General features: G+C 63.8%; 27 protein-coding genes and 1 tRNA gene. 14 read left to right on the forward strand and 14 right to left on the reverse strand.

The features are described from left to right. Positions 1–22: 22 nt before the first annotated feature. From K663_RS03025 to K663_RS03045, 5 genes are all read left to right on the forward strand, one after another. Entirely contained in the window at positions 23–2560 is a 2538-nt protein-coding gene (locus K663_RS03025) for a penicillin-binding protein 1A (protein ID WP_062113889.1), read from the forward strand. Positions 2561–2689: 129 nt separating this feature from the next. Beyond that, complete coding sequence (locus tag K663_RS03030) at positions 2690–4186, forward strand: FAD-dependent oxidoreductase (RefSeq protein WP_062113891.1); 1497 nt, start codon at positions 2690–2692, stop codon at positions 4184–4186. A 68-nt stretch (positions 4187–4254) separates the two neighbouring features. Further along, positions 4255–5382 carry a peptide chain release factor 2 gene (prfB, locus tag K663_RS03035; RefSeq protein WP_062113893.1) on the forward strand — a complete coding sequence of 376 codons (1128 nt, stop codon included), beginning with the start codon at positions 4255–4257 and terminating at the stop codon, positions 5380–5382. After that, positions 5382–6107, forward strand: coding sequence for a class I SAM-dependent methyltransferase (locus K663_RS03040; RefSeq protein WP_062113895.1), 726 nt, complete (start codon positions 5382–5384; stop codon positions 6105–6107). Before prfB ends, K663_RS03040 begins: the two co-directional genes overlap by 1 nt. Positions 6108–6218: 111 nt before the next feature. Then, positions 6219–6530: a PilZ domain-containing protein gene (locus K663_RS03045; RefSeq protein WP_062113897.1), complete on the forward strand. Its 312-nt coding sequence runs from the start codon at positions 6219–6221 to the stop codon at positions 6528–6530. A gap of 3 nt (positions 6531–6533) precedes the next feature. Here K663_RS03045 and K663_RS24590 read toward each other — a convergent pair whose 3' ends face one another. Genes K663_RS24590 through K663_RS03055 form a run of 3 tightly spaced genes read right to left on the reverse strand, consistent with a single transcriptional unit; the run spans position 6534 to position 8666 of the window. After that, positions 6534–6689 (reverse strand): hypothetical protein, encoded by a 156-nt coding sequence (locus K663_RS24590; protein WP_201026667.1) that lies wholly within the window; start codon positions 6687–6689, stop codon positions 6534–6536. Positions 6690–6706: 17 nt separating this feature from the next. After that, complete coding sequence (locus K663_RS03050; protein ID WP_062120209.1) at positions 6707–7417, reverse strand: hypothetical protein; 711 nt, start codon at positions 7415–7417, stop codon at positions 6707–6709. Between the two features lie 34 nt (positions 7418–7451). Further along, on the reverse strand, positions 7452–8666 hold the full coding sequence (locus K663_RS03055) for a toxic anion resistance protein (RefSeq protein WP_062113906.1): 1215 nt from the start codon (positions 8664–8666) through the stop codon (positions 7452–7454). Between the two features lie 196 nt (positions 8667–8862). Between K663_RS03055 and typA the strand changes: the two genes are divergently transcribed. Both typA and K663_RS03065 read left to right on the forward strand, forming a co-directional pair. Next, entirely contained in the window at positions 8863–10698 is a 1836-nt protein-coding gene (gene typA, locus K663_RS03060) for a translational GTPase TypA (protein ID WP_062113910.1), read from the forward strand. 150 nt (positions 10699–10848) lie between these two features. Further along, entirely contained in the window at positions 10849–11895 is a 1047-nt protein-coding gene (locus K663_RS03065) for a DUF1176 domain-containing protein (RefSeq protein ID WP_062113913.1), read from the forward strand. Positions 11896–11916: 21 nt separating this feature from the next. On the opposite strand, the gene egtD is transcribed toward K663_RS03065, so the two are convergent. The 5 genes from egtD to gluQRS all read right to left on the reverse strand — a co-directional run bounded on the left by egtD (position 11917) and on the right by gluQRS (position 15970). Then, complete coding sequence (gene egtD / locus K663_RS03070; RefSeq protein WP_062113916.1) at positions 11917–12876, reverse strand: L-histidine N(alpha)-methyltransferase; 960 nt, start codon at positions 12874–12876, stop codon at positions 11917–11919. Positions 12877–12879: 3 nt separating this feature from the next. Then, positions 12880–14148, reverse strand: a complete 1269-nt coding sequence (egtB, locus tag K663_RS03075) for an ergothioneine biosynthesis protein EgtB (protein WP_062113919.1) — start codon at positions 14146–14148, stop codon at positions 12880–12882. A gap of 90 nt (positions 14149–14238) precedes the next feature. Next, a complete protein-coding gene (locus K663_RS03080; RefSeq protein ID WP_062120218.1) occupies positions 14239–14808 on the reverse strand; it encodes a cob(I)yrinic acid a,c-diamide adenosyltransferase in 570 nt (189 codons plus the stop codon). A 7-nt stretch (positions 14809–14815) separates the two neighbouring features. After that, positions 14816–15049 carry a twin transmembrane helix small protein gene (locus tag K663_RS03085; RefSeq protein ID WP_062113922.1) on the reverse strand — a complete coding sequence of 78 codons (234 nt, stop codon included), beginning with the start codon at positions 15047–15049 and terminating at the stop codon, positions 14816–14818. Positions 15050–15058: 9 nt separating this feature from the next. Beyond that, complete coding sequence (gene gluQRS / locus K663_RS03090) at positions 15059–15970, reverse strand: tRNA glutamyl-Q(34) synthetase GluQRS (RefSeq protein WP_083535816.1); 912 nt, start codon at positions 15968–15970, stop codon at positions 15059–15061. Between the two features lie 94 nt (positions 15971–16064). Between gluQRS and K663_RS03095 the strand changes: the two genes are divergently transcribed. Continuing rightward, positions 16065–16631, forward strand: a complete 567-nt coding sequence (locus K663_RS03095) for an HNH endonuclease (RefSeq protein ID WP_037467746.1) — start codon at positions 16065–16067, stop codon at positions 16629–16631. A 22-nt stretch (positions 16632–16653) separates the two neighbouring features. Here the strand turns inward: K663_RS03095 and K663_RS03100 are convergent, their stop codons facing one another. After that, the gene (locus tag K663_RS03100; RefSeq protein ID WP_062113928.1) at positions 16654–17397 is read right to left on the reverse strand and encodes a Crp/Fnr family transcriptional regulator; all 744 of its coding nucleotides are present in this window, start codon (positions 17395–17397) and stop codon (positions 16654–16656) included. A gap of 208 nt (positions 17398–17605) precedes the next feature. On the opposite strand from K663_RS03100, the gene murA reads away from it, so the two are divergent. Together murA and K663_RS03110 are read left to right on the forward strand one after the other, a co-directional pair. After that, positions 17606–18889 carry a UDP-N-acetylglucosamine 1-carboxyvinyltransferase gene (gene murA, locus K663_RS03105; protein WP_062113930.1) on the forward strand — a complete coding sequence of 428 codons (1284 nt, stop codon included), beginning with the start codon at positions 17606–17608 and terminating at the stop codon, positions 18887–18889. Continuing rightward, on the forward strand, positions 18882–20405 hold the full coding sequence (locus tag K663_RS03110) for a PAS domain-containing protein (RefSeq protein WP_062113933.1): 1524 nt from the start codon (positions 18882–18884) through the stop codon (positions 20403–20405). The genes murA and K663_RS03110 overlap by 8 nt, the downstream gene beginning before the upstream one ends. Here the strand turns inward: K663_RS03110 and K663_RS03115 are convergent. The 3 genes from K663_RS03115 to K663_RS03125 all read right to left on the reverse strand — a co-directional run bounded on the left by K663_RS03115 (position 20350) and on the right by K663_RS03125 (position 21708). Further along, on the reverse strand, positions 20350–20787 hold the full coding sequence (locus tag K663_RS03115; protein ID WP_062113936.1) for a response regulator: 438 nt from the start codon (positions 20785–20787) through the stop codon (positions 20350–20352). The two genes, K663_RS03110 and K663_RS03115, sit on opposite strands and share 56 nt — an antisense overlap. A gap of 69 nt (positions 20788–20856) precedes the next feature. Then, positions 20857–21087 (reverse strand): hypothetical protein, encoded by a 231-nt coding sequence (locus K663_RS03120; protein WP_062113939.1) that lies wholly within the window; start codon positions 21085–21087, stop codon positions 20857–20859. 3 nt (positions 21088–21090) lie between these two features. Continuing rightward, positions 21091–21708 (reverse strand): DNA-3-methyladenine glycosylase family protein, encoded by a 618-nt coding sequence (locus tag K663_RS03125; protein ID WP_062113942.1) that lies wholly within the window; start codon positions 21706–21708, stop codon positions 21091–21093. A gap of 76 nt (positions 21709–21784) precedes the next feature. Here K663_RS03125 and K663_RS03130 point away from each other — a divergent pair, with 76 nt between their 5' ends. Further along, entirely contained in the window at positions 21785–22102 is a 318-nt protein-coding gene (locus K663_RS03130) for a 2Fe-2S iron-sulfur cluster-binding protein (RefSeq protein WP_062113944.1), read from the forward strand. Positions 22103–22123: 21 nt separating this feature from the next. Here K663_RS03130 and K663_RS03135 read toward each other — a convergent pair whose 3' ends face one another. Then, positions 22124–22870, reverse strand: coding sequence for a hypothetical protein (locus K663_RS03135; RefSeq protein ID WP_062113948.1), 747 nt, complete (start codon positions 22868–22870; stop codon positions 22124–22126). 56 nt (positions 22871–22926) lie between these two features. After that, on the reverse strand, positions 22927–23667 hold the full coding sequence (locus tag K663_RS03140; protein ID WP_062113951.1) for a TrmH family RNA methyltransferase: 741 nt from the start codon (positions 23665–23667) through the stop codon (positions 22927–22929). A gap of 106 nt (positions 23668–23773) precedes the next feature. On the opposite strand from K663_RS03140, the gene K663_RS03145 reads away from it, so the two are divergent. The 3 genes from K663_RS03145 to K663_RS03155 all read left to right on the forward strand — a co-directional run bounded on the left by K663_RS03145 (position 23774) and on the right by K663_RS03155 (position 26620). Further along, positions 23774–23860 (forward strand) — tRNA-Tyr (locus tag K663_RS03145). A gap of 98 nt (positions 23861–23958) precedes the next feature. Further along, a complete protein-coding gene (locus K663_RS03150) occupies positions 23959–24279 on the forward strand; it encodes a DMT family transporter (protein WP_062113955.1) in 321 nt (106 codons plus the stop codon). A gap of 70 nt (positions 24280–24349) precedes the next feature. Next, positions 24350–26620, forward strand: a complete 2271-nt coding sequence (locus K663_RS03155; RefSeq protein WP_062113958.1) for a glycoside hydrolase family 3 N-terminal domain-containing protein — start codon at positions 24350–24352, stop codon at positions 26618–26620. The last annotated feature ends 38 nt before the right edge of the window (positions 26621–26658 follow it).

The following is a 26658-nucleotide window of genomic DNA, read 5'->3' on the forward strand; positions in this document are numbered from 1 at the left end:
GACCTTAGAGCCTCCTCTCGTCATGGAAGAGGCTCGCCCCGATACCGCCCGATCGTCCCTAGCAGCCCGCCTGCGCGGCCATGGCGGCGCGTTTCGCGAGCGGCTTGCGCCGCTCTGGAGCCGGCGCTGGTTCCGTTGGGTCGCCATCGCATTGGGCGGCCTGTTCACGGCGATGCTGCTGTTCTGGCTGATCTTCGCGCGTGGATTGCCCGACGCCGCCACGCTGCTGGAATATGAGCCGCCGCTGCCGACCATCGTGCGCGACATCAACGGCCAGCCGGTGCACAGCTATGCGCGCGAACGCCGGGTACAGTTGCAATATAGCGATTATCCGCCGCTCCTGATCCGCGCCTATCTGGCGGCCGAGGACAAGACTTTTTTCGAGCATCATGGCGTCGATATTCCCGGCTTTGCCGGGGCGGTGGTTGATTATGTCACCAAGATCGGGTCGGGCCAGCGCGCCAAGGGTGGATCGACCATCACGCAGCAGGTCGCGAAAAATCTGCTGATTGGTGACGAATATTCGCCCACGCGCAAGGTGAAGGAGATGATCCTCGCCTATCGCATGGAAGGCGTGCTCACCAAGCAGCAGATACTGGAACTCTATTTCAACCAGATATTCCTGGGCCGCAACGCCTATGGCGTCCAGGCCGCGGCGCGGGCCTATTTCGATAAGGACGTCGCGGACCTCAAGCTGCACGAAATGGCCTATCTGGCCATCCTGCCGAAGGGGCCGGCCAACTATCGCCCCGAAAGCCCGACCGGCCACGCACGCGCGCTGGACCGTCGCAACTGGGCGCTCGGCGAAATGTTCAAGAACGGCTGGATCACGCAGGCGCAACTGGACGAAGCGCAGGCGCAGCCGCTGGGTACGGTTGCGCAGCACAGTTCCGGTTTCGATGCCCGTGCGGGCGGATATTATATGGAAGAGGTGCGCCGCCGCCTGATCGAATTGTTCGGCGAAAAGGCGGAGGACGGCCCCAACAGCGTCTATGCAGGCGGCCTGTGGGTGCGCAGCCCCTATGACCCCAAACTGCAGGAAGGCGTCGCCACCGCCCTGCGCAACGGATTGCTGCGTTTCGACGCGGGCAAAGGCTGGTCCGGGCCGGTGGGCAAGATAGACATGGCGCGCGGATGGAAGCGCGAACTGGCGGCCAGCTATATCGGCATCGACTATGCCAACTGGCGGATCGCGGTGGTGATCGATCGCAATTCCGCAGGGGCCGAGATCGGCTTTGCCGACGGATCGACCGGGACTCTGCCTGCCGGCGCTGCGCAGATGCCCTATCGGCGCGCGGGCGGCCCGGCCTTCAACAGCATGAAGCCCGGCGACCTGATCGCGGTTGCGCCCAACGGGTCCAGCTGGGCGCTGCGCAATGTGCCCGAAGTGTCCGGCGGCATGCTGGCGGAGCAGACCCATTCGGGCCGGGTGCTGGCGATGCAGGGCGGGTTCGACAGCCGCCTGTCATCCTACAACCGCGCGACGCAGGCGATGCGGCAGCCAGGTTCGACCATCAAGCCCTTTGTCTACGCCGCAGCGCTGGACAATGGCATGACTCCGGCTTCGATCATCGTCGATGGCCCCTTGTGCGTCTATCAGGGCGCGGGACTTGGCCAGAAATGCTTCCGCAACTTCTCCGGCGGCAGCGCCGGTCCCCAGACCATGCGCTGGGGCGTCGAGCAGTCCCGGAACCTGATGACGGTGCGCGCGGCGAGCCAGACCGGCATGGATCGCGTGGTGCGGACGATCAAGGCGATGGGGATCGGCGATTATCAGCCCTATCTGTCCTTTGCCCTGGGCGCGGGCGAGACGACGGTTGAGCGGATGGTGAATGCCTACGCAACGCTTGCCAACCATGGTCGTCAACTGCCGCCCAAGGTCATGGACTATGTGCAGGACCGGCGCGGCAAGGTGATCTGGCCGCTGCGCTGGCGCGCCTGTGACGGTTGCAACATGGCCAATTGGGACGGGAAGCCCATGCCCCGCTTCGGATTTGAAGGGCGGCAGGTGATGAACCCGATGACCGCCTATCAGGTGGTGCACATTACAGAAGGCGTGATCCAGCGTGGCACTGCTACGGTGCTGGCCGACCTCAAGCGCCCGCTGTTCGGCAAGACGGGCACCACCAATGGCCCGACCAATGTCTGGTTCGTGGGCGGATCTCCCGACGTCGTCGCGGGCGTCTATATCGGTTACGACCAACCCCGCAGCCTGGGCGGCTGGGCACAGGGCGGCCGGATCGCCGCGCCCATCTGGAAGGCGGCGATGGCGCCGGTGCTGGAAACGATGCCCAAGACGCCCTTTGTCGCCCCGGCGGGCATTCGCATGGTGACGGTCGACCGGCGGTCGGGCAAGCGCGTCTATGGCGTGTGGCCGACCGAGGAACCCAAGCCTGCCGTGATATGGGAGGCGTTCAAGCCCGAAACCGAGCCGCGCCGCTCCATCCGCAAGGAAGAGGTGGCCGCCCAGGAACAGGCGGCGCAGCGCCGTGAAGCGCGGGAGCGAACGAGGCCTCGTACGGACAGCGACTTCCTGCAGGATCAGGGCGGGATTTATTGAGCAGCGGGGCAGCGGGGTCGACAGCCCCGTCACCGCAACCTATCCATCTTTCGCCGGGCTTGGCCGGGCGGCGGACATAGGAAGGTTGCACGATCCGGTTGGAGCGTCGACCCATATCGGAGAGTGAGGATGCGGGAACAGGAGCCCTTCGCGGACGAACAGGATCTCAATTGCGATCTGCTGATCATCGGCCTTGGTATCACGGGGGCCGCTGCCGCGATCGAGGCGCGCGCCGCGGGGGCGGACGTGCTGGTGCTGGAACGCGCGACCGCCGGTGGCGGGACGAGCGCGCTGTCCGATGGTGTGATCTATCTGGGCGGCGGCACCAGATTGCAGCGCGACCTGGGCGTGGAGGATGATCCAGAGGCGCTTTACGCCTTTCTCGATGCGATCGCCGACGTGCCCGACAAGGACCTTTTGCGCAAATTTTGCGACGGCAATGTCGAGCATTTCGATTGGCTGGAGGCGCAGGGCGTACCCTTTGCGCGGATACTCTACACTGACAAGCATCTCTGTCCTGCGGGTGGGGAGGGCTTGTACAGCACCGGAAATGAGAAGGTCTGGCCGTTCCGCGATATCGCGCGTCCGGCGATGCGCGGCCATCTCGTCAAGGGGCCACCACGCAACTGCGGCGTCACGCTGATGGACGTCCTGCTGCGGCGCTGTGAGGAGGAAGGCGTGAGGATCCTGGGCGACGCGCGCGTGACCCGGTTGGTCCAGAATGATGAAGGGCGCGTGGTGGGCGCGGCATTCCGCCGCGACGGCCGCGAAAAGGTTGCCCATGCTTCCCATGGCGTCCTGATCGCGACCGGCGGCTATCAGATGAACGCCGCCATGATCGGCGCGAGCCATCCCTGGACCATCGACAATGCCGAACCCATCGGCACCAATTATAGCGATGGTTCGGGCATCGAGCTGGCGACGGCGATCGGCGCGGATGTGGCGGCGATCGATGCGATCCATGCGACGGCGGCCTTCTATCCACCTGCGCAGCTGATCAAAGGCATCATCGTCAACCGCGATGGGCGGCGCTTCGTGGCGGAGGACAGCTATCACGGCCGAACGGCAGCATTCATCTTCGAACAGCCCGGCCAGCAAGCTTATCTGATCGTGGATTCGGACATCTTTGCCTATCCCGAACTGGCCGAATTTTTCCGGATCGACCTGATCGACGGCTGGGAAAGCATTGTCGAGATGGAGCGCGATCTGGGCATCGCCGAAGGTGCCTTGCAGTCCATGATGGACGCCTACAACCGCGCCGCCGCACAGGGCGAAGACCCTGCGTTCGGCAAATATCCTGATTGGTTGAAGCCGCTCGACAAGCCGCCCTATGCCGCGTTCGACCTGTCCGTCGGCAAGACCAGATATTATTTCCACAGCCTGGGCGGTTTGAAGGTGGATGCCGACGCGCGCGTGATCGGCACGGGCGGCGCACCGATAGCAGGGCTCTATGCGGCGGGCAGCTGCGCTGCGGGCATGATCCGCACGGCCAAGGGCTATGGCAGCGGCATGACGCTGGCGAACGGCTCCTTCTTCGGTCGGGTCGCGGCCCGGCACGCCGTGGCGCAGCCGGCAGCCGGGGATGGCGGGCGGATTGATCTTCCCAAATCGGTTGCCCTCGGATAGGGGCGGGCGTTTGATGCGTTTCTCCGGCGGACAGGGGGGAGGCGCCCCGAATTTTCTGGAGAGTTCTCATGCGCGCCGAAGCGCAGCAATATATCGACCGCATCGACGCCGCGCTGGACCTGTTGCGCCGTTTTCTGGATTGGGACCGCGCCCTTCGTCGCCTGGACGAGCTGAACGCGCGCGTCGAGGATCCGACGCTGTGGGACGACCAGAAAAAGGCGCAGGAAGTGATGCGCGAGCGCACGCGGCTGGACGCCGCCATCGGCGCGACCCGTGCGATCGACAGCGAGAAGACCGACACCGCCGAACTCATCGAAATGGCCGAGGCCGAAGGCGACGAGGATATGGTCACCGAAGCCATCGCGTCGCTGAAGGCGCTGGCTGACCGGGCGGATGAGGACAAGATCAAGGCGTTGCTGGCAGGCGAAGCGGACGCCAGCGACACTTATCTGGAAATCCATGCGGGCGCGGGCGGCACCGAAAGCCAGGACTGGGCGGAGATGCTGAGCCGCATGTACCGCCGTTGGGCTGAGCGGCGCGGCTACAAGGTGGAGCTGGTCGATTATCAGGCGGGCGACCAGGCGGGCATCAAATCGGCCACCTTCCTGTTCAAGGGCGAGAATGCCTATGGCTATGCCAAGACGGAGAGCGGCGTGCACCGGCTGGTGCGCATCAGCCCCTATGACAGTTCGGCGCGGCGGCACACCAGCTTCTCGTCGGTCTGGGTCTATCCGGTCATTGACGACAATATCGAGATCGAGGTGAATGAAGGCGATCTGAAGATCGACACCTATCGCGCGTCGGGTGCTGGCGGTCAGCACGTCAACACCACGGACTCAGCGGTCCGAATTACCCACATTCCGTCCGGTATCATCGTTGCTTCGCAGAATGACCGGTCGCAGCACAAGAACCGCGCGACCGCGATGAACATGCTGAAAGCGCGCCTGTATGAAGCGGAGTTGCAGAAGCGGGAGGCTGTCGCGTCGGGCGAGTATCAGGCCAAGACCGAGATCGGCTGGGGCCATCAGATCCGTTCCTATGTGCTGCAACCCTATCAGCTGGTGAAGGACCTGCGTACCGGCGTCACCTCCACCTCGCCAGATGATGTGCTGGACGGCGCGCTCGACCCATTCATGGCGGCTGCCCTGTCGCAAAAGGTGACGGGCGAAAAGGTCGATGTGGAGGATGTCGATTGATGAAGGCGCTGGCGCTGGCGGGATCATTGCTCCTGCTGGCGGGCTGCGGCCTGTTGTCACCCGACAGGAATGAAGACCGGCCTGTGGCTGCACGCGATTTTCCGCGTGCCGACCGGCCAGTCGCCCCGATCGTATCGACGCGCTGGTCCAGCGAGGAGGCCCGCGACCGGGTCAATGAAGCAGACGACATCATGGATCGGGCCGGCATCAAGCCCGGCATGACCGTGGCCGATATCGGTGCGGGCGAAGGCTATTATACCGTGCGCCTCGCCAAGCGCGTGGGCCCCAGCGGGCGGGTTCTTGCCGAAGACATCATGCCCGAGGTGATCGAGGCGCTGTCCCGTCGCATCACCCGCGAAGACTGGCGCAATGTCAGCGTGCGGCTTGGCGCGCCGGAGGACCCACGCCTCCCCGAAAACAGCTTCGACCGCATCCTGATGGTCCATATGTACCATGAAATCGCCGAGCCTTACGCCTTTCTGTGGCATTTGAGCCCGGCGCTGAAGGCCGATGGCGAACTGATCGTGGTGGATGCGGATCGGCCGACCGATCAGCATGGCACGCCACCGCGCCTGTTGACCTGCGAGCTTGCGGCAATGGGCTTCCGGCTGGAGGAACTGGTTCCCAAGCCTACCGCGGGCGGATATTTCGCGCGCTTTCGCCGGATAACGGCCCGGCCCGCGCCGGAAAGTATCGTCCCCTGCGCTCTCAGAAACGAAACTTAACTTAAATTAGTGGTTTCCCCGGCGCAAAACGCAGCTAATGGCGCGTTAACCATGATTCTGTGGATCGCATTGACCTTTTCATGATTGAATGGCCTGTGGGAGCGGCTCGATATGATCGATCAAAGCAGAACCCCGGCGGTTAACGCCGAGCAGCGGCGGCATACTGCCAGGCACAAGATGTTCGGCCCGGTCACGTTGCGTATGGGCGGCATTGAAATGCGCGGCCACTTTCTCGATCTGTCGACGGCGGGCGCGCTGGCTCATTGCGAAACCTCGCTTACGCCGGGCGCCTATGTGACTGTCGAGGCTATGGGCATGGAAGCCAGTGGTCGGGTGATGTGGGCGCAGGGCAAGCGCTTCGGCATTCAGTTCAGCCAACCCCTGGCCGACGATGCGATGGAAAGATTGATCCGCGGCGCATGACGTTCAGCCGCGACGGCGCCATCTTCTGAACAGCGATGCACCAACCAGCCCGCCGCCGATCAGCGCGGCAATCGCGCCGCCTGCCGACGCCAGCGCCCAGGCGCCCGCCGCCAGCAGCCCGGTCAGGAAATCGACGATGATCAGCGTCAGGTGGATCATGGTGGGGGACGGATGGGCTAGCGGCCCAGTTCCTTCGCCTCCTGATATTTGAGCTCAAGGAAGCGGTTCTGCACCGCCAGCTTGTCGATGTCGCCGCTGGCCAGCGTCTCGCTGATCCGGGCCAGTTCCTTGTCGATAACGCCCAGCCCTTCGACCAGTTGTTGCTCGGGGATGCGTCCATTGCGCTCCTCGCGGCGGAGCGGGGCGGGAATGGATTCATAACCGGTGACGAGTTCAGGCAGATGATCGGACAGCAGCTTGCGAATCTCCTGCGCCGCTGGTTCCTGCTCGTTCAGCCGTTCAAGCTGGGGCGCAATCGTCTCCAGCTTGACGCCGATGCTGTCGGCCAGCGTAACGGCGGGCGGCGGCAGGGCCTTGCGCTGGCTGTCGAGCCAGATTTCGGTCTGGAGCGGAAGCGCGGGGAGGGGCGTGGCCGCCAGCGTCGTGGTCCGCACGCGCGGTTCGGTGGGAATGACGGCGATCAGCAGCAGCGCCGCGATCATGATGCCCAGCGCAACCATCACGCCTGTCGTGCCCAGCGGCAGGATGAAGCCCGCGACCGTGGCGGCGATCAGGACCGCCGCCATCGCCCAGAAGGCATATTTCAGCTTCCGCATCAGCGCTGCGTTGCGCCGTTGCCGCGCGCGGGCCGACAGGCTGCGTCCGCGCTGGCCATGGCGGCGGAGGACAGCCTCCGCATCGGCGAGGACGCGGTCGGAACGGCTCATGACGGTCTGCGTGACACGGGCGCGGCCATCATCTTCATGCCTCAAGCGCGCTCAACAGCGGGTTGTCTGCTCGCGCCTCGCTTGCGGCCTGGGCCTGGCCTTCGGCGCGGGCGATATAGCCCTTGGACTTCTCCACCTCGCTGGACAGGGAATTGACCGTCGTCTTCATGTTTTCCAGCGCCTTCGCCTTGAAGGTGTCGATGCTGTCCATCGTGTCGTAGATATTCTGGAAGGCGCGCTGCAATGTTTCCATGGGAATGGTGCTGGACGCGGCCTGTTCATGGATCTGTGCGGTCTGGCTCTTGAGCATCTCGCCGGTCGAATCGATCATGTTTGCCGTCGTCGTGTTGAGCGCACTGATCTGTTCGAGGACGAGGCGTTGCCCCGCGAGCGCCTGCGCCACGGTAACGGCGGTGCGCAGCGCCGCGACGGTCGTGGTGCTGGCCCGATCGACGCCCTTCACCAGTTCGACATTGTTCTTCTTGACGAGGTCGAGCGCCAGATAGCCCTGCACCGTCACCGCCATTTGCGTCAGCAGGTCCTGGCTGCGCTGGCGAATGTAAAAGAGCGCGCTTTCCCGGATCGCCTTCGCCTTGGCCGGATCGATGGAATCCAGTTCCAGCGCCTTTGCCTCCAGCCGGGCGTCGAGCGTTTTGGAGATATGGATCATCTGCTCCAGGCGGCCCATCGTCGCCCACATATTCTGCCGCTCCACATCGATGGCGGCGTTATCCTTGATCAGCACATCTTTGCCGCTCGCCAGTGAGCCGAGGATCGAATTGATGTGCCCCTGCGCGCTCTTGTAGCTGTCGAAATAATTCCGCATCCGATTGCCGAACGGGATGAGCCCGAACAGCTTCCTGGGAGCGGTCAGGTTGCCGCGCTTGCCGGGATCGAGATCCTCGACCGTGCGGCGTAGCTGCGCGAGGTCGGCGCCGACTTTGTTGTCGCTGTCCATCGCGCGAACGGGACGATCGAGAAAGCGGTTTGAATGGCCCGCGGCGTCGGCGATTTCCTTGCGGCCCATGTTGGTCAGTTGATCGACGCGCTGCCCGAATTCCGGGGAGTTGGGATCCTGCGCCACCAGGTCATCGACGAAGGCATCGACCTTCGCGTCGAGCTTCGACCTTTTTTCCTCCTCGAGCGGGACCAGTCCCGCTGCCTTCTCGACCGAAACCGGGGGCACCGGGTCGGGCGGCGTGAGGTTGAGCGTGTCGGCGGTCGTCGTGGTGGTCGCGCTGCTGGCCATAACGTCTCCTTCAAGCTGTTATATGTGACTATAACAGTTGCTCTTCAATCCGGAATATGAGCAACCGTTCCGGCCGATGCAAATGCGGACAGCGTCGTCCCGCCTTGCCGCAGCGCGTCATTTCCTGTAGGGGCGCGCCCGATACTCTGGTCAGGCACGGTGCCGGCCGGGAAAATATATATCCCAAAGGCAAGACATGTCCCTGCGTAATATCGCGATCATCGCGCACGTTGACCATGGCAAGACCACACTCGTGGATCAGCTGTTCCGCCAGTCCGGCACTTTCCGAGACAATCAGCGCGTTGAAGAACGCGCGATGGACTCGAACGACCTGGAAAAGGAACGCGGCATCACCATCCTGGCGAAGCCGACGTCGGTCGAGTGGACGCCCCCCGGTGGCGGTGAAGCCGTGCGCATCAACATCGTCGATACCCCCGGCCACGCCGATTTCGGCGGGGAAGTGGAGCGCATCCTTTCAATGGTCGACGGCGTCGTCCTGCTGGTCGATTCGTCGGAAGGCGCGATGCCGCAGACCAAGTTCGTGACCGGCAAGGCGCTGGCGCTGGGCCTGCGCCCGATCGTCGTCGTCAACAAGGTCGATCGCCCCGACGAGCGCATTCAGGAAGTGCTGGACGAGGTATTCGACCTGTTCGTATCGCTCGACGCGACCGACGAGCAGCTCGACTTCCCCGTCCTCTACGCATCGGGCCGCAACGGCTATGCCAATGAGGACGCATCGCTGCGTTCGGGCACGCTGGTCCCGCTGTTCCAGAAGATCGTCGATCATGTGCCGCCGCCGTCGCTGGACGTCGATGCGCCCTTCACCTTCCTTGTGACGCTGCTGGATCGCGACAACTTCCTTGGCCGCGTGCTGACCGGCCGCGTGACCAGCGGCAAGGTGCGCGCCAATCAGGCGATCCACGCGCTCGACATGGACGGCAATGTGATCGAAACCGGCCGCGCGTCGAAGATCATGGCCTTCCGCGGCCTTGACCGCGTGCCCGTCGATGAAGCGCAGGCGGGCGACATCATCTCGCTGGCCGGCCTTGCCGTCGCGACCGTGGCGAACACCATTGCCGACACATCCGTCAGCGAACCGATCCAGGCGCAGCCGATTGACCCGCCGACGCTGTCGATGCGCTTTGCCGTGAATGATTCGCCCATGGCAGGCCGCGAAGGCAGCAAGGTGACGAGCCGCATGATTCGCGACCGTCTGGAACGTGAAGCGGAATCCAACGTCGCCATCAAGGTGACCGAGAGCGAGGACAAGGACAGCTTCGAAGTCGCCGGGCGTGGCGAACTCCAGCTTGGCGTGCTCATCGAAACGATGCGCCGCGAAGGCTTTGAACTCGGCATCAGCCGTCCGCGCGTGCTGTTCGGCACCGATGAAGAGGGCAACCGGACCGAGCCCTATGAAACCGTCATGATCGACGTCGATGACGAGTTTTCCGGCACGGTCGTCGAGAAGATGAACCTGCGCAAGGCAGAGATGACGGACATGCGTCCTTCGGGCGGCGGCAAGACCCGCATCACCTTCTCCGCACCCTCGCGCGGCCTGATCGGCTATCATGGCGAATTCCTGTCCGACACGCGCGGCACCGGCATCATGAACCGCCTGTTCGAGAAATACGGCCCCCACAAGGGCAAGATCGAAGGCCGCAAGAACGGCGTGCTGATCTCCAACGGATCGGGCGAGGCGAACGCCTATGCGCTGGGTCCGCTCGAAGAACGCGGCGTGCTGATGGTGGGCGTGGGCGAAGCGCTCTACGAAGGCATGATCATTGGTGAAAACGCCAAGACCGAAGATCTTGAAGTCAATCCGATGAAGTCGAAGGCGCTGACCAACTTCCGCGCTTCGGGCAAGGACGACGCCGTCCGCCTGACCCCGCCGTGGAAAATGACGCTGGAACAGGCGATCGCCTATATCGACGATGACGAACTGGTCGAAGTGACGCCCAAGAGCATCCGTCTGCGCAAGCGCTACCTCGATCCCAATGAGCGTAAGCGCATGTCGCGGGCCAAGGCGGCTTGATGAAAGGGCCGGTGTCGCAGGACGCCGGCCTTTTTCCTTGGTGATAGGGCTGAGGTGGAGCGCCAAGCCAACCACCGCCCGCGCGCCGACATTCCGGCTTCGCAACAAACGGTCTATCGCTGCCCTATGCGTTAAGTTATAGTTAACCCCATGGGGGCGAAACGCATAGTCGCGCTGGCAGCGATGCTGTCGGCAATCACTGGTCTGGCGCATGCTCAGGCGCCAACGCCCGGCATTTTGGAAACATACAAGGACTGGACCACCGGCTGCGACAATCGCGCCCGGTGCGAGGCCGTGTCGCTGCTGCCTGAAGGCGGCGAATGGCCGGACGAACCTGTCATGCTGGGCATTCAGCGCGATGCTGGCGGGCGGGCCGAGCCGGAAATCTGGGTGAGCCGCGATGCGAAGGGAACGGAGGAGCTGAGCTTTTTCGTCGATGGCCGCAAAATCGCGACCGCCGCCAGTCAGGATGGAGAAGCCCTGTTGCAAGGGCCACAGGCGGCGGCGCTTGCAGTTGCGATGGCGCGCGGCATGACGATGGAGGTGCGTTCGGCTGGCGTGCTGATAGCGCGGCCATCGCTTGCCGGAGCGGCGGCGGCGATGCGATACATGGATGCGCGGCAAGGGCGCGCGGGCACGATGGCGGCGTTGGTCGCCACCGGTCCGCTTTCCCGCAGCGCCGTTCGTCCGGCTCCACCGATTGTGTCGGTTCAGCGCGCGCCTATCCCCAGCGGCCCCGCGCCGGTCACCTTGTGGCGGGAAGAACTGACGGCGCTGGGCAAGTTGACCGGTTGCGCCGAAGAGATGCGCGATGCATCGCCTCCCCAGCTGCACCGCTTGTCGAAAACGGAGACGCTGATACTCGTCCCCTGCGGGGCGGGCGCCTATAATTTTTCCGCCGTTCCGGTGATTGCGTCAGGCATTGCGGGCAGGCGCAGCTTCCGCTTTGCGGCCTTTGACTATCAGCCGGGCTGGAGCGAGGATGCGGCGCACCCGATGCTGGTCAATGCGTCATGGTCGCCGGAAAGCTCCGCGCTGGAAAGCTACGCCAAGGGCAGGGGACTGGGCGATTGCGGCAGCAGCGAGTCCTATGTCTGGGACGGCACGCGTTTCCGCCTGGTCCAGGCGCGCGCGATGGGGGGATGCCGCGGCGCATGGCACTGGATCACGACCTGGTCGGCGACGGTGAAGAACTGACGAGGAAGTGAGGGCAAGGCGTCAGGCGGCCGACGCCAGGATCAGCGAAAACAGGCCTTCTGCGTCGGACCATTGACGGATCGGATCCCAGCCGCCCGCGCGTAGCAGCAACCGTTCGTCGCGCGGCCCATATTTGTGGCTGCTTTCGCTATGGATCGTCTCTCCCGCCTCCATTTCGAAGTGGCGGCCCGCGACATGGAAATGAAGCGGCCGCAGCGCCTCCAGATGCATTTCGATGCGTGCCTTTTCATCGTTCCATATGGCCCGGTGCGCAAAGCCATCAAGCGGCATGTCGCCATCCAGCTCACGATTGATGCGGGTCAGAAGGTTGAGGTTGAAGGCCGCCGTCACGCCAGCCGCGTCATCATAGGCGGCGATCAGCCGGTCGGGATCCTTGATCCGGTCCATCCCGATCAGCAGCAGCGAGTCATCGCCCAGCAACCGCCGCATGGCGCGCAAAAGATCGACCGCGCCGGCAGGCTCCAGATTGCCGATGGTCGATCCTGGGAAAAAGCCGAGGCGAGGCAGGCCTTCCACCCCCGCGGGCAATGCAAGGTCGGCGTTGAAATCCCCCACCAGCGGCAGCACCGGCAGGCCCGGAAAGACGGAGGCAAGCGCGGCGCTGCTGGCGTGGAGGAATTCGCCGCTGATGTCGATCGGCACATAGGCGGCGGGGTCGATCGCGCGCAGCAGATGGGGCGTCTTGCGCGCGCTGCCCGCGCCAAATTCTATGACGGCGCGGTCTGGCCCGACAGCCGTGGCAAATTCCGGTCCGTAACGCTGCAACAAGGCCGTTTCGGTCCGGGTGGGATAATATTCAGGCAGGTCGGCGATCGCCTCGAACAATTCAGAGCCGCGCTTGTCGTAGAACCAGATGGGCGGGGTGGCCTTGGGAAAGCCGGAAAGCCCTTCGATTATGTCGCGGCGAAAGGCCGGGTCCACGGCGGGCAGGGGCGAGAGCGCTTCTCGGGTCATCACCATCCGTTAAAGATCTTTGGCCAGCCGCAGCCCGGTAAATTGCCAGCGCTGATGCGGATAGAAGAAATTGCGATAGCTCGCGCGGACATGCCCACGCGGAGTGGCGCAGCTGCCGCCCTTCAGCACGAACTGGCCGGACATGAACTTGCCGTTATATTCGCCGACCGCGCCTTCATCTGCCTGGAAGCCCGGATAAGGGCGATAGGCGCTGCCGGTCCATTCCCAAACGTCGCCGAACATGCGGGTCAGCGACGCGCCGCCGTCGGTCGCCTGTGGGCGGGGGCAGGTGGGGCCGTCCAGCTGGTTGCCGCTGATGGGCGCGACATTCTGTGCGCCGCTTTCCCACTCCTCCTCGGTCGGCAGCCGCGCGCCAGCCCACCGGGCATAGGCGTCGGCTTCATACAGGCTGATGTGGCAGACGGGCGCGGCCGGATTGACGGGCTTGCGTCCATCAAGGCCAAAGCGGGTCCAGCCCTGTGGCTCCTGTCGCCAGTAAAGCGGCGCCTCGATGCCTTGCGCCTGCACCCATGCCCATCCGTCCGACAGCCAGTGCGCCGGATCCCGATAACCGCCATCGTCGATGAAGCTGATCCATTCGGCGTTCGTGACTGGCCGATGGGCCAGCGCGTGCGGGTGAAGCAGGGCTTTGTGCCGGGGGCCCTCGCAATCGAAGGCGAAGTCGGTCTTGCCATCATCGCCAATCTCCACCAGCCCCTCGCGCCCCTCGATCCAGTGGATGGGACCGGGCAGCGCCGCGGGCATGCCGCTGGGCGCGTCGAACAGCGCCGGCTCCAGAGGATTGATCGAGAAAAGATGCTGGATATCGGTCAACAGCAATTCCTGATGCTGCTGTTCATGGTGCAGTCCCAGCGCCACCAGCGTCTGCCCCTGCGCCCCCATTTCGGGCATGGCAGCGAGCAGCGCGGCATCAACATGGGCGCGGTAGCGAAGGATTTCGTCGAGCGACGGGCGGGTCAGCAGGCCGCGCAGGGGCCGGGCATGGCGCGGCCCTTCGCCTTCATAATAGCTGTTGAACAGATAGGCGAAGCGCGGGTCGAACGGCTGGTAATCGGGCGCATGATCGCGCAGCACGAAGGTTTCGAAGAACCAGCTGCTATGCGCAAGATGCCATTTCGCGGGGGATGCATCGGCCATCGACTGAGCCGTGGCGTCCGCGTCCGACAATCCAGCCGCCAGCGCCTCGCTCAACGCGCGCACATCCCGGTAACGGGGTGCCAGATCTTCTTCCCCCGGCGCCATCCGGCTTTTTGCCATGCTTGCCCCTTCCGATAGGTTCGTGCTGCACTTGCAAAAACAAGCGCATGAAGCGCGAATTATGTTCCCGGGAAGTATATCGGGAATGGTTCAGCGCGACGCGCCCGGCACCCATTTGACGTCGCCTGCGCCGTTGCCGTTCAGACGGCGCGCGAGAACGAACAGCAGGTCGGAAAGGCGATTGAGATAGGCGAGCGCCTGCGGATTGAGCGCGACCTCCGCTGCGGCGGCGGTCGCGCTGCGCTCCGCCCGGCGGGTGATGGCGCGGGCAAGGTGGACAGCAGCGGCGGCGGCCGATCCGCCGGGCAGGATGAAGCTGTCGAGCGGTTGCAGATCGGCGTTCATCGCATCGATCTGCCCCTCCAGTCGCTCCACCTGGCTGGCGATGATGCGCAGTGCCCAGGGTTCATCCTCCCCCTCTGGCATGGGCGTGGCCAGGTCGGCCCCAAGGTCGAACAGGTCATTCTGGACCATAGTGAGCCAGTCAGCTTCCGGTGCCTTGCCGATCGCCAGAATGGCCAGCCCGATTGCGCTGTTCGCTTCATCGACATCGCCCACTGCCTGCATGCGCGGCGCGTGCTTGGGCAGGCGCGATCCATCGACAAGGCCGGTGGTGCCTGCGTCGCCGGTGCGGGTGTAGATCTTGTTGAGCTTCACCATAAGCGGATCAGCCATTACCCTTCATGAGCAGCAGGATCGCCACGATGATGATTGCCGCCGCCTGAAAAAGGATGCGGTTCATCATCATCTTGTTCTGCTTGAGGCTGGAGGTGCTGGGCGCGTCGTCGGGCGCGTTCAGCTGCTCCTTGGAAGCCTGCAGGAAGGCGATGATGCCACGGATCAGCGCGAACAGGGTCGCGGCCATGGCGAGGATGAGGGCAATGACAAGAACTGTATTCATGCCGCGAATCTAGGCTTTGGCCAATGAAATGCCAACCGGAAAGGTCGCGTTGCGCAGATCGGTCGCCAGGCGCTGCGGATCGACGCCTTGCGCCCGCAAATCCACGATCGCGATCGACCCGTCCCGCTTGGCAAGCCGCCTGCCATCGGCGCCGACCAGCAGCGGATGATGGCAGTAAACGGGTGATGGCAGGCCGAGCAACGCCTGAAGCAGCCGGTGGATATGGGTGGCGGCAAACAGGTCCGCCCCGCGCAGCACATGGGTCACGTCCATCGCGGCATCATCGAGGGTGCAGGAAAGATGATAGCTGGCCGGTGCGTCCTTGCGCGCCAGCACGACGTCTCCGGCGCTCAGCGGATCGGCTGGCAGGGCTTCGGCTTCGACCGGATCCGTCCCGGCGGGAGGGAAGGGCAGATTTCGCCAGTGGAGAGGGCCGGTCTGCGCTACCGCCTTTGCCATGTCGAGGCGCCAGGCGTGGGATTGCCCGGCAGCGATCCGCTCGGTGCGTTCGGCGGCGGACAAGGTTCGGCAGGTGCCGGGATAGATGGGGCCTTCGGGACCATGGGGCGCGGTCGTGCTCCCAGCGATGTCGGCGCGGGTGCAGAAGCAGGGATAAAGCAGGTCCTGAGCGCGCAGGTTCGTCAGCGCGATTGCATAGTCGTCCAGCCGGGTCGACTGAAAGACGATCTCTCCATCCCATGCGACCCCCAACCAGTTGAGGTCGTCGATTATCGCCGCGACATGCTCCGGGCGGCTGCGCGTGCCGTCGATATCCTCGATCCGAAGGCGAAACGAGCCGCCATTTGCGCGGGCCAGGTCCATGGCCAGCAGGGCTGACCAGCCATGGCCGATATGGAGCCTGCCGGTGGGGCTTGGCGCGAAGCGAGTCACCATATGCTGTGGCGGGAGGGAAAGCGTCATACAGGCCCTTGACGGGTCGGGGTGGTTAATGCTGTCATGTTGCCGTCACGTTCCTGATTAATCAGGGCATGGCAATGGGGGTTTGAGGGTTCTTATGTACCATCCCGACCTGATACGGCACCCGGAAAACTGTCCGGCACTGGTCCTGAATGCGGACTATACGCCGTTGAGCTATTATCCCTTGAGCCTTTGGCCTTGGCAAACAGCTATCAAGGCCGTTTTCCTGGAACGCGTGGACATCGTCGCCAGCTATGAACGGGAAGTTCACAGCCCCAGCCTGCAGATGAAAATCCCTTCGGTCATCGCGCTCAAGCAATATGTGAAACAGTCCGAACATCCCGCCTTTACCCGGTTCAACCTGTTTCTGCGTGACCGTTTCGCCTGCCAATATTGCGGATCGCAAAGCGACCTGACGTTCGACCATGTCATTCCACGTCGCGCGGGCGGGCGCACGACCTGGGAAAATGTCGCGACCGCCTGTTCGCCCTGCAACCTGAAAAAAGGCGGGCGCACGCCCAGGGAAGCACATATGCAGCTGCATGTGACGCCGATCCGCCCCACCAGCTGGCAATTGCAGGAGCATGGCCGCGCCTTCCCGCCCAACTATCTGCATGAAAGCTGGCGTGACTGGCTTTATTGGGATGTCGAACTGCTGGCCTGAAGGGATGAGGGGGACGGTTTCGTCACCCGCAACCCAGCGTGGGGATCCAGTCCAGATCGATATCCTTGTGCCGATTGGTATAATGGCCGATCTCTTCCAGCCGGGCGATGTCGAGCAGCGTGATGCGCCCGTTCGATCGGCTGATCAGCCCTTCCTGTTCCATCTGACGCACCATGCGGTTCACATGAACGGAGGTAAGGCCAATCGCGTCGCCAATCTCTTCCTGCGTCAGGCGAAGGTCGAAGCTGTCGGTAATCCCGTCGTCGGTGACGCGCAGCCTGTCGAATATGTCCAGCAGGAATGATGCGACACGTGCCTTGGCCGACGTCCGGCCCAGCGACGCGAGCCGGTCGGTCAGCGCGACCTTTTCCGAATTGGACAGCAGGAACAGCAGCGCGGCGACGCGGGGATATTGTTCCAGCAGACGGCGCAGGGCGTGCTTGTCGAACGGACAGACGATCGCATCGGACAGGGCCACCAGCGATTCCGGCGCCTTGCTGTAAATGGTGCTGGCCGACCCGATAAAATCCCCGGGGAAATAGACCCGCAGGATCTGGCGGCTGCCATCGGGGAGGATGACGAAGCTCATCACCCGGCCTTCGCGCAGCACGAACAATTCCGTCACCGTTTCATTGACCCGCTGGATCATCGCGCCGCGCTTAACCTTGCGTGGGTTTTCTTCCAATCTGGTCAGCGCAATTCTTTCCGCATCCGAAAGGGTTACGTTTTTCGCCAGCCTCTCCGCGAAACAACTCGTCGCCACCAAAGCACCTTTTTTCAAAAATTGTCGTTACGATGGCAAAACGCCCGTTGCGTCTTTTGGCTGCATTTACGGGCGCTGCACTAAACTCGATCAATATCGCGCGGGGGGGGAGGTGAAATGTTTCAGCAATCTATTCAGGATGTGACGACCGGGCCCCCGCTGGCCTTGTCCCGCCTTGCGCGGGATGGAATTAACGTTAAGAACCCAGCCGATGGACCGCATAATCATTCGCGGCGGCAAAGTGTTGAGCGGCCGCCTTCCCATTTCCGGTGCGAAGAACGCCGCGCTGACGCTGCTGCCCTGTGCATTGCTGACCGACGAGCCGGTTACGCTGCGCAATCTGCCGCGCCTGGCGGACGTCGACAGCTTCGGGCATCTGTTGAACCAGCTGGGCGTTTCGACGATGATCGAAGGCGCGCGGCCGGAGGATTTCGGACGTGTGATGACCCTGCGCGCGGGCCGGGTTACCTCGACCGAAGCACCCTATGACATCGTGCGCAAGATGCGCGCGTCGATTCTGGTGCTGGGTCCGCTACTGGCGCGCGCGGGCGAAGCCCGGGTTTCCTTGCCGGGCGGCTGCGCGATCGGCAACCGGCCGATCGACCTGCACCTGAAGGCATTGGAAGCCTTTGGCGCGATCATCGAGATAAATGCAGGCTATGTCCGCGCCAGCGCGCCCGATGGCGGCCTGCCGGGCGGCATCTACACCTTCCCTGTCGTGTCGGTTGGCGCGACGGAAAATGCCGTGATGGCGGCGGTGCTGGCCAAGGGCACCTGCATTCTGGAAAATGCCGCGCGCGAACCGGAAATCGTCGATCTGTGCAAATTGCTGATTGCGATGGGCGCGGATATCGAGGGCGTGGGGACCGATAAACTCACGATCCATGGCCGCGACCGGCTGCATGGCGCAACCTACAGTGTCATGCCCGACCGGATCGAAGCGGGCAGCTATGCCTGCGCCGCGGCGATCACTGGCGGCTCGCTGGAACTGGCGGGCGCATGCGCCGACGACATGCACGCGATCCTGGCCGCCCTGCGCGATGCAGGCGTGCAGGTCGATGAACTCAAGGATGGCATCAGGGTGTCGGCCAATGGCAAGCTAAAGCCCCTGACGCTATCGACTGCGCCATTCCCGGCCTTCCCAACGGATATGCAGGCGCAGTTCATGGCGATGCTGACCAAGGCGGACGGCGCGTCGGTGCTGACCGAAACCATATTCGAAAACCGCTATATGCATGTGCCGGAACTGGCACGCATGGGCGCAGACATCGGCGTAAACGGGCGCACCGCAGTCGTGCGCGGCGTCGATAAGCTGGTCGGCGCGCCCGTCATGGCCACGGACCTGCGCGCTTCGATGAGCCTGATCCTTGCCGGACTGGCGGCAGAGGGAGAGACGCAGGTCAACCGCGTCTATCATCTCGATCGCGGCTATGAGCGGCTGGAGGAAAAGCTGTCGGCCGTGGGCGCCGACATCGAACGGGTCAGCGATGGCTGACGGCCGGGGGCTGGAGACGGATCGCGCCGCTCTGTTGGCGCATTATGATCTGGACGCCGGTGGCTTTCGCACGCTCGACCAGATAATCGATTTCGCTGCGGCGCTTTGCAACGCGCCAATCGCTCTTGTGAGCATCGTCGAGGATAATCGCCAGCGGTTCCTGGCCAGGACCGGACTGGATGCGGAAGAAACGCCGCGCGACGTCTCTTTTTGTGCGCATGCGATGCACGGCAGCGACATATTCGTCGTTCCCGACGCCCAGATGGACTCCCGCTTCGCCGCCAATGCGCTGGTAACTGGGCCGCCCCACATCCGTTTCTATGCAGGCGCGCCGCTTATGGACGGCGAAGGCATGCCGCTGGGCGCGCTGTGCGTCATCGACGATCAGCCGCGCGACGATCTGACGGCGTTGCAGCGCCAGGGCCTGTCCCTGCTCGCGCATCAGGTGATGGTGGAACTGGAGGGAAGGCGTCGCGACCGGGACGTGATCGCTCGGCAGGCCAGGGACGCCGAGGCGGTGGCCGAAAGCGACCGGCTGTTCCGCACCTTGGCGGACACCATGCCGCAGATGGTCTGGTCGACGCTGCCCGATGGGTATCACGATTATTATAATGCCCGCTGGTATGAATATACCGGCGTTCCCCACGGATCGACCGATGGTGAGGGTTGGAGTGGCAATTTCCACCCGGACGATCGCGAAGCGGCCTGGCCGCGCTGGCGTCATTCGCTTGAAACCGGCGAGCCTTATGAGATTGAATATCGCCTTCGCCATCGCAGCGGCGAATATCGATGGACATTGGGCAGGGCGCTGCCGATCCGCGATGACGAAGGCAGGATCACGCGCTGGATCGGCACCTGCACCGAAATTCACGAGCAAAAATTGATGATGGAAGAGCGCGAGATCATCGCGCATGAACTGTCACACCGGATCAAGAATATCTTTTCGGTGATATCGGGCCTGATCGGCCTGTCGGCGCGTCAGAACCCGGAAATTCGCGCGGTCGCGGACGACCTTCGCGCCCGGATCATGGCGCTTGGTCGCGCGCATGATTTCGTCCGGCCGCATGATGCGGACGAGCAGGGCGACCTTCAGCGGGGGGGACTGCGCGGAATATTGGAGCAGATCTTTGCCCCCTATGATGACGCGGGCAAGAGCCGCATCCTGTTTTCAGGCGACAATCCTGCCATCGACGACCGGTCTGCGACGCCGCTGGCGCTGCTGTTCCATGAACTTGCGACCAACGCCGCCAAATATGGCGCGCTCTCCGTGCCGCAGGGCCGCATCCATATCGATGTGCGGGGCGAGGATGCCGATGTCCGCGTCGATTGGCGCGAAGAAGGCGGGCCGAGGGTCCAACCGTCTGGTGAAGAGGGCTTTGGCACCCGCCTTATGCAACTAAGCGCCGAACGGCAGCTGGGCGGACGGATACAGCGCGACTGGCGGCCAGAGGGCTTGCTGGTCAGCCTGTGGATCCCATCCCGTTCCATGAGCCGGACGGTGGCGGAAAAGGCGTGAAGCCGTATATTTCGGCGCTTTCCAGGTCATTTTGATTGGAAGCGACGAGGCGGAGCGTCGCGGCGATGCTCTGCGGACGGAACGGTTTGGTGATGACCCCCAGTGCCGCTTCGGATGCAGCGCCGATCTGGGCCGGGTTGGCCGTCACATAGATGACCCGCACGCCATATTGCGCGGCAAGCTCCATGCCGATGGAGGGGCCGGTCGGTCCGTCTCGAAGGTTGAGGTCAACCAGCGCGATGTCGCAATCGGCCGCAGCGACGAGCGCGCTTTCCCGGTCGGCCGCAATGGCGCTGACCGAGAAACCGGCATCCTCGACGATCTGTTCGATTTCCAGCGCGACGAAAATTTCGTCTTCTACAATCAGAACCTTTTTGCTCATGCCTCTGCCCGCGACCTGGAGCCGATAAATGTCGGAACAGCCCGCTGGTTCCCTTAAAGGTCAAAAAAGTCAGGATGACGCTTGGTCTGCTTGGTTCGTCCAGAGCGTTTCGAAGCGCGTGCCGTGCATCAGCAGGACGCTGGCGGGGTAGCCGCCCTCGGCCGCCTTGCGCGCGGTATCGGTCGCATTTTCTACCGCCGCCTCGCGCGTGGCGAAGGGGCCGAAATAGCGATTGTCGAGATTGATCTTCCAGACGCCCTCATGTTCGAGGACGATATAACGGGCATGGGGCAGGGACATGGGTCAGAGAACCTCTGTGTTATAATGGTGCCACGCCATGATGGCGGCAGCGCCTCTATGGGGACGCCAGCGATCTGCCAGCGCGCGTGTTTCGCGTTCGCTCGGCCGTTCGGAAAGGCCCAGCATCCGGCCAACCTCAATCTGGACGGCCAGGTCTCCTGCGGGCCAGACGTCAGGGCGACCCTCGGCGAACAGCAGATAGATTTCCGCTGACCACCGGCCGATCCCCTTGACCCGCGTCAGCAGGGCGATCGCTTCTTCATCATCCTGTGGCAGGGCGTGCAGGTCCAGCGCGCCGCTCGTCACCAGTTCGGCGAGGCTGCGGGCATATCCCTGCTTCTGCCGGGAAAGGCCACAGGCGCGCAACGCGTCGTAATCGCGGACGAGCAACTCGCCCGGCGCGCATCCTTCGCCCAGTTCCTGTTCCAGCTTCCGCCACACGGCTGCTGCTGCCGCGACGCTGACCTGCTGACCGACGATGGTGCGCAGCAAGGTTTCATATCCCGGCTCCCTCATGCGCGGCGCGGGGTAGCCGACCCGCGCCAGCGCGGCGGCGAAACCGGGTTCGAGGACGGCGATCGCGTCCAGGCTGGCGCGCAGCTGCTCCGGGGTAGTCACCATGGTCTGCTGTTCCGGCTCTTGATTTATTGCCACCCCCGCCTATGAGCGGCGGGGTGAATTGTTAGGATTGAGGTACATGCCTAAACTGATTGTGGTCAACCGTTCGGGTGAAGAGCAGGCCGTTGAGGGCGATAACGGCCTGTCGGTGATGGAAGTCATTCGCGACAATGGCTTTGACGAATTGCTGGCGCTGTGCGGTGGCTGCTGCTCCTGCGCTACCTGCCATGTCTATGTCGATCCCGCCTTCGCCGACAAGCTGCCCGCGATCAGCGAAGATGAAAACGACCTGCTCGACAGCTCTGATCATCGCAATGACAGCAGCCGCTTGTCCTGCCAGCTGGTAATGAACGCGGAACTGGACGGTTTGCGCGTCACCATCGCGCCGGAAGATTGATTCTCGCCGACGGAGTGCCCCTTATCGGCTGACGCGTAGCGTCGCCGTGGGCGCCTCGCTGGTCAGCGGCGTCACTTTCCAGACGATCCGTTTGCCATCGGCCGTGCTTTGCGCGCCGTCTTCCTGATTCTGGCTGACGATTTCGGCATTGGTGGTCAAGGTGAAGGTGCCGTCGAGCGCCTTGGCCGCGTCGTCGCCGGACCCGCTTTGACCCATCGGTTCGCGGCTCTTGTCGAAGTCGCTCGAATAGCCGGGCGCTTTTACCCGCACCCGATCCTCGCCGCGCAGTTCGACGGCGACGAAGGGCAGGACGATCTTTGCATCGCTGTTAAAGGGAAACAGAAAGGCGTGGGTCAGCCGCCCGCTGATCGCATAATCGATCTCGAAGCGGTTATTCCCCATATAGCGTGCCGAGCGAAACCCCTTTTCCTTCGATAGCGTAGTGGCGATCGCCTGCATCTGGGCGTCGTCCCTCTTGTCGCGGCTGTTGTCGAAGGGTTCATCGTCGCCCTGCTGCAGTGCGGTCTTGTGCCAGGCGCTGTCCTTCTTTTCCGGCGCGCCGCCGCCGAGCGGGTCATTGCCGGGCGTACCTGAAGAATTGCCCAGCCCCTTCATGTCGGACGACAATATCTCGCCCCTGTAGGTGAAGCTGAACTGTCGGTCGGTGCGGATGTCGAGCGTCGATTCGAACTTGCCCGGCGTCACCAGGCAAGCGCCCAGCATCAGGCAGCAGGCCAAAGCACTGGTGGCACGAAGAAAACCGGCCATGTCGTCCCCCTTGTTTGCGTGCGCCTTTGGCGGAAGCGCAGCCTGTATCCTGGGCGCTACCGGCTGGCGGCGGCGTACAGGGCGATAGCGGCCGCGTTGGAGACGTTGAGGCTCTCCATCCGCGGGCTGATCGGCAGTTTAGCCAAAATATCGCAATGGGCCATGCTGTTGTGACGCAACCCTTCGCCTTCCGCGCCCAACACCAGCGCGACGCGCGAATCGCCGATTGCCTCGGCCAGATTCGTATCCGCCTCGCCATCCAGGCCAATGCGCCAATAGCCCGCTTCCGCAATCTCATCGAGCGCGCGGGCCAGGTTCACCACCCGAACCCAAGGGACGATTTCCAGCGCGCCCGACGCGGATCTAGCGAGGACGCCCGATTCAGGCGGCGCGTGGCGGTCCTGGGTCACGATGCAGAGCGCGTCGAAGGCAGCCGCCGAACGCAGGATCGCGCCGACATTATGCGGGTCCGTCACCTGATCCAGCACCAGCACCGGGCGCTTGTCGTCAACGCCCGCCTCCAGCGCGTCGCCCAGCCATACGTCGTCGAGCGGCTCGACCTCTGCGACGATGCCCTGGTGCGGCGCATCGGACGGCACCATGCGGCCAAGGTCGGCGACGTCCGCATAGACGATGGGCAGGATCGGCGGCAGGTCCAGCGCGCCCAGCGCGTCCCGCGTCCCCCATATCTTGCGTACGATGCGGTTGGGATTGGCCAGGGCCGCAATGACGGCATGGCGACCGTAAAAGCGGGGGAAGTTGCCCTTGGGCTTTGCGCTGCGTTGTCCTCTTTTCATGCAAGCGCTCTTTTCACATCGGACCATTGACAGGCAAGCCTCCTTTCGCCATTGAGCGCGCCTCCAGCGCGGTAAATGACGTTTTTGTCTACCGCGTAAGGGCACTGGACAGGTGGCCGAGTGGTTAAAGGCAGCAGACTGTAAATCTGCCCGGGTTTCCCGTACGCTGGTTCGAATCCAGCCCTGTCCACCACCCTTGGGGCCTGCTGGCCCTGTCGGGCGCGCCGCCTCTTTCGGGTTTCCGGCCTGCGTGCCTTTCGTCCGAGCCCGTTTGAAAGAAGGAACGCTGTGATGGCGTGGCTTGTGCTGGGCATTGCCGTTTTTACTGAAATCTGCTGGGCGCTCAGCCTGAAATGGGCGGCGACCATCGGCAGCTGGCAGGCATCCTCCGTACCGATCGTTTTGAGCTTCCTCAACATGGCCCTGCTGGCCTTCGCGATGAAGGGCCTTCCAGCGGGCACGGCCTACGCCATCTGGACAGGGTTGGGCGCGGTCGGCGTCATCATCGGCGGCGTCATCCTGTTCGGCGACCGCGTCACTGCGGTGCAGGCCGGTTTCATGGCCCTCACCGTCATTGGCGTCATTGGCACGAAGCTGTTCGCCCCGGCCTGAACCCGGCCCGGCAACATATGGTGCGGCGGGGCGTTGGCCACAGAGCCTTCATCCGTTACGCTGCCGTCCAATGACCATAGATCGTCGTACGCTCCTTGCCGCCGCCCTGACCGGCCTGGCTGCCCTGCCATTTCCCCGCCGTGTGTTCGCCGCCGCTGAGGTCGCGCGCGTCGATGAGCTGATCGGGCGCATGACGATCGAGGAAAAGGCGGGGCAGATGACCTGCCTGACCGACAGCTTTCGTCCCTATAACCCGCCCAATCCGCAGGTCGGCATTCAGGATGAAAAGCGGCTGTCGGAGGAGGTGCGCAAGGGTCGGGTCGGCTGCCTGTTCAACGGCATCGGCGTCGCGGGCGCTCGCCGCGCGCAGGACCTCGCGGTCAAGGAAAGCCGCCTTGGCATCCCGCTGCTGCTGGCGGGCGACGTTATCCATGGGCTCAAGACCATCTTCCCCGTCCCCCTGGCCGAGGCCGCGAGCTTTGACCCCTCGCTTGCCCAACGCACCGCGCGGGCCATGGCGCAGGAGGCCAGCGCGGCGGGACTTCACCTGACCTTCGCGCCCATGGTTGACGTCGCGCGCGACCAGCGCTGGGGCCGGGTAGTCGAGGGGGCGGGGGAGGATGTCTATCTGGGCAGCCTTTTCGCCGCCGCGCGGGTGCGCGGTTTTCAGGGGCGCGACCTGCGCCGCGACGACAGCCTGCTCGCCTGTCCGAAGCATTTTGCTGCCTATGGCGCGGTCGCCGCTGGCCTTGAATATGGCAGCGTCGATATTTCCGACGAGACATTGCGCGAGACGCATCTGCCGCCCTTCGGCTCTGCGTTCGCCGCCGGCGCGCTGGCGACCATGGCGGCGTTCAGCGAGATAAATGGCGTCCCGGCGACCGCCGACCGTGAACTGCTGACCGACCTGCTGCGCGGCGAGATGAAATTCCGGGGTTTTGTCTTTTCCGACTATACAGCCGACGAGGAACTGATCGCTCATGGCTATGCCGAGGATGAGCGTGACGCGGCGCGCCTTGCCGTGCTCGCAGGGGTCGACATGTCGATGCAGAGCGGCCTCTATATCCGCCACCTGCCCGATCTGGTGAAAAGCGGCGCGGTGCCGATGGAAACGGTCGATGTCGCGGTTCGCCGCATCCTTTATGTAAAGACCGCCATCGGCCTGTTCGACAATCCCTATCGGTCGATCAGCGAGGACGCTGAGAAAACCCGCATCGCAACGCCCGCCCATCGCGCGCTTTCGCGGGAAGCGGCGACGCGGTCGATCGTGCTGCTCCAGAATAGCGGCGTCCTGCCGCTCGATCAGGGCGAGCGGCAGAAGATCGCGCTGATCGGCCCGTTTGGAGAAGACCGCGCAAACCTATACGGACCCTGGGCCTTTTACGGCGACAAGGAAAAGGGCGTGGACATCGCCGCAGGTCTGCGCGCGGCCATGGCGGACCCGGCCCTGCTCAGCATCGCCAAGGGCTGCGAGATCGGCGCACCGATAGACGGCGGGATCGCGCAGGCGGCGGAGGCGGCGAAGGCGGCCGACATCATCCTGCTGGCCGTCGGCGAATCGCAGGACATGTCGGGCGAGGCGCAGTCGCGTACCGTGATCGAACTGCCCCCGGCGCAGCAGATGCTGGCGGATGCGGTTGCCGCCACCGGCAAGCCGATGATCGTGCTGTTGCGCCATGGCCGCGCACTTGCGCTGCATGGTTCGGTCGGCAGTGCGCAGGCGGTGCTCGCCACCTGGTTTCTGGGGTCGGAGGCGGGCCACGCCATTGCCGATATCCTGTTCGGCCGGGTCGATCCGTCCGCCAAGCTGCCAGTCAGCTTTCCTTGGGAATCGGGGCAGGAGCCGTTCTTCTACGACCGCAAATCCACTGGCCGCCCCGTTGTGGATAATCGCACCGAATATCGCGCGCGCTACACGACCACCGACAACAGCGCGCGTTATCCCTTCGGCCATGGGCTGAGCTATACGACCTTCGCGCTGGATAATCTGAAGCTGTCGGACAAGGCGTTGCGCTGGGATCGCGCCATCGAGGTGACGGCGCGGCTCACCAACAATGGCGACAGGCGCGGCAGCGAGGTGGTCCAGCTTTATATCCGTGACCGGGTCGCCAGCCGCACCCGTCCGGTGCGCGAACTCAAGCGCATGGAGCGCGTGACGCTGGGGCCGGGCGAAAGCAGGATCGTGCGCTTTTCCCTCTCGCGCACGGACCTGCAATTTGTCGGCGCAGGCAGCCGTATCATTGCGGAGCCGGGCCTGTTCGACCTGTGGGTCGGCCAGTCGTCCGTTGGCGGCCTGCATGCGCAATTCACCCTTTATGCAGCGGAACCAAACAAAGCCTAGCGCGCGACCATCATCCTGAACCCTTGCCCCTGACAAGC

This window comes from Sphingobium sp. MI1205, from assembly GCF_001563285.1.
GTDB lineage: Bacteria > Pseudomonadota > Alphaproteobacteria > Sphingomonadales > Sphingomonadaceae > Sphingobium.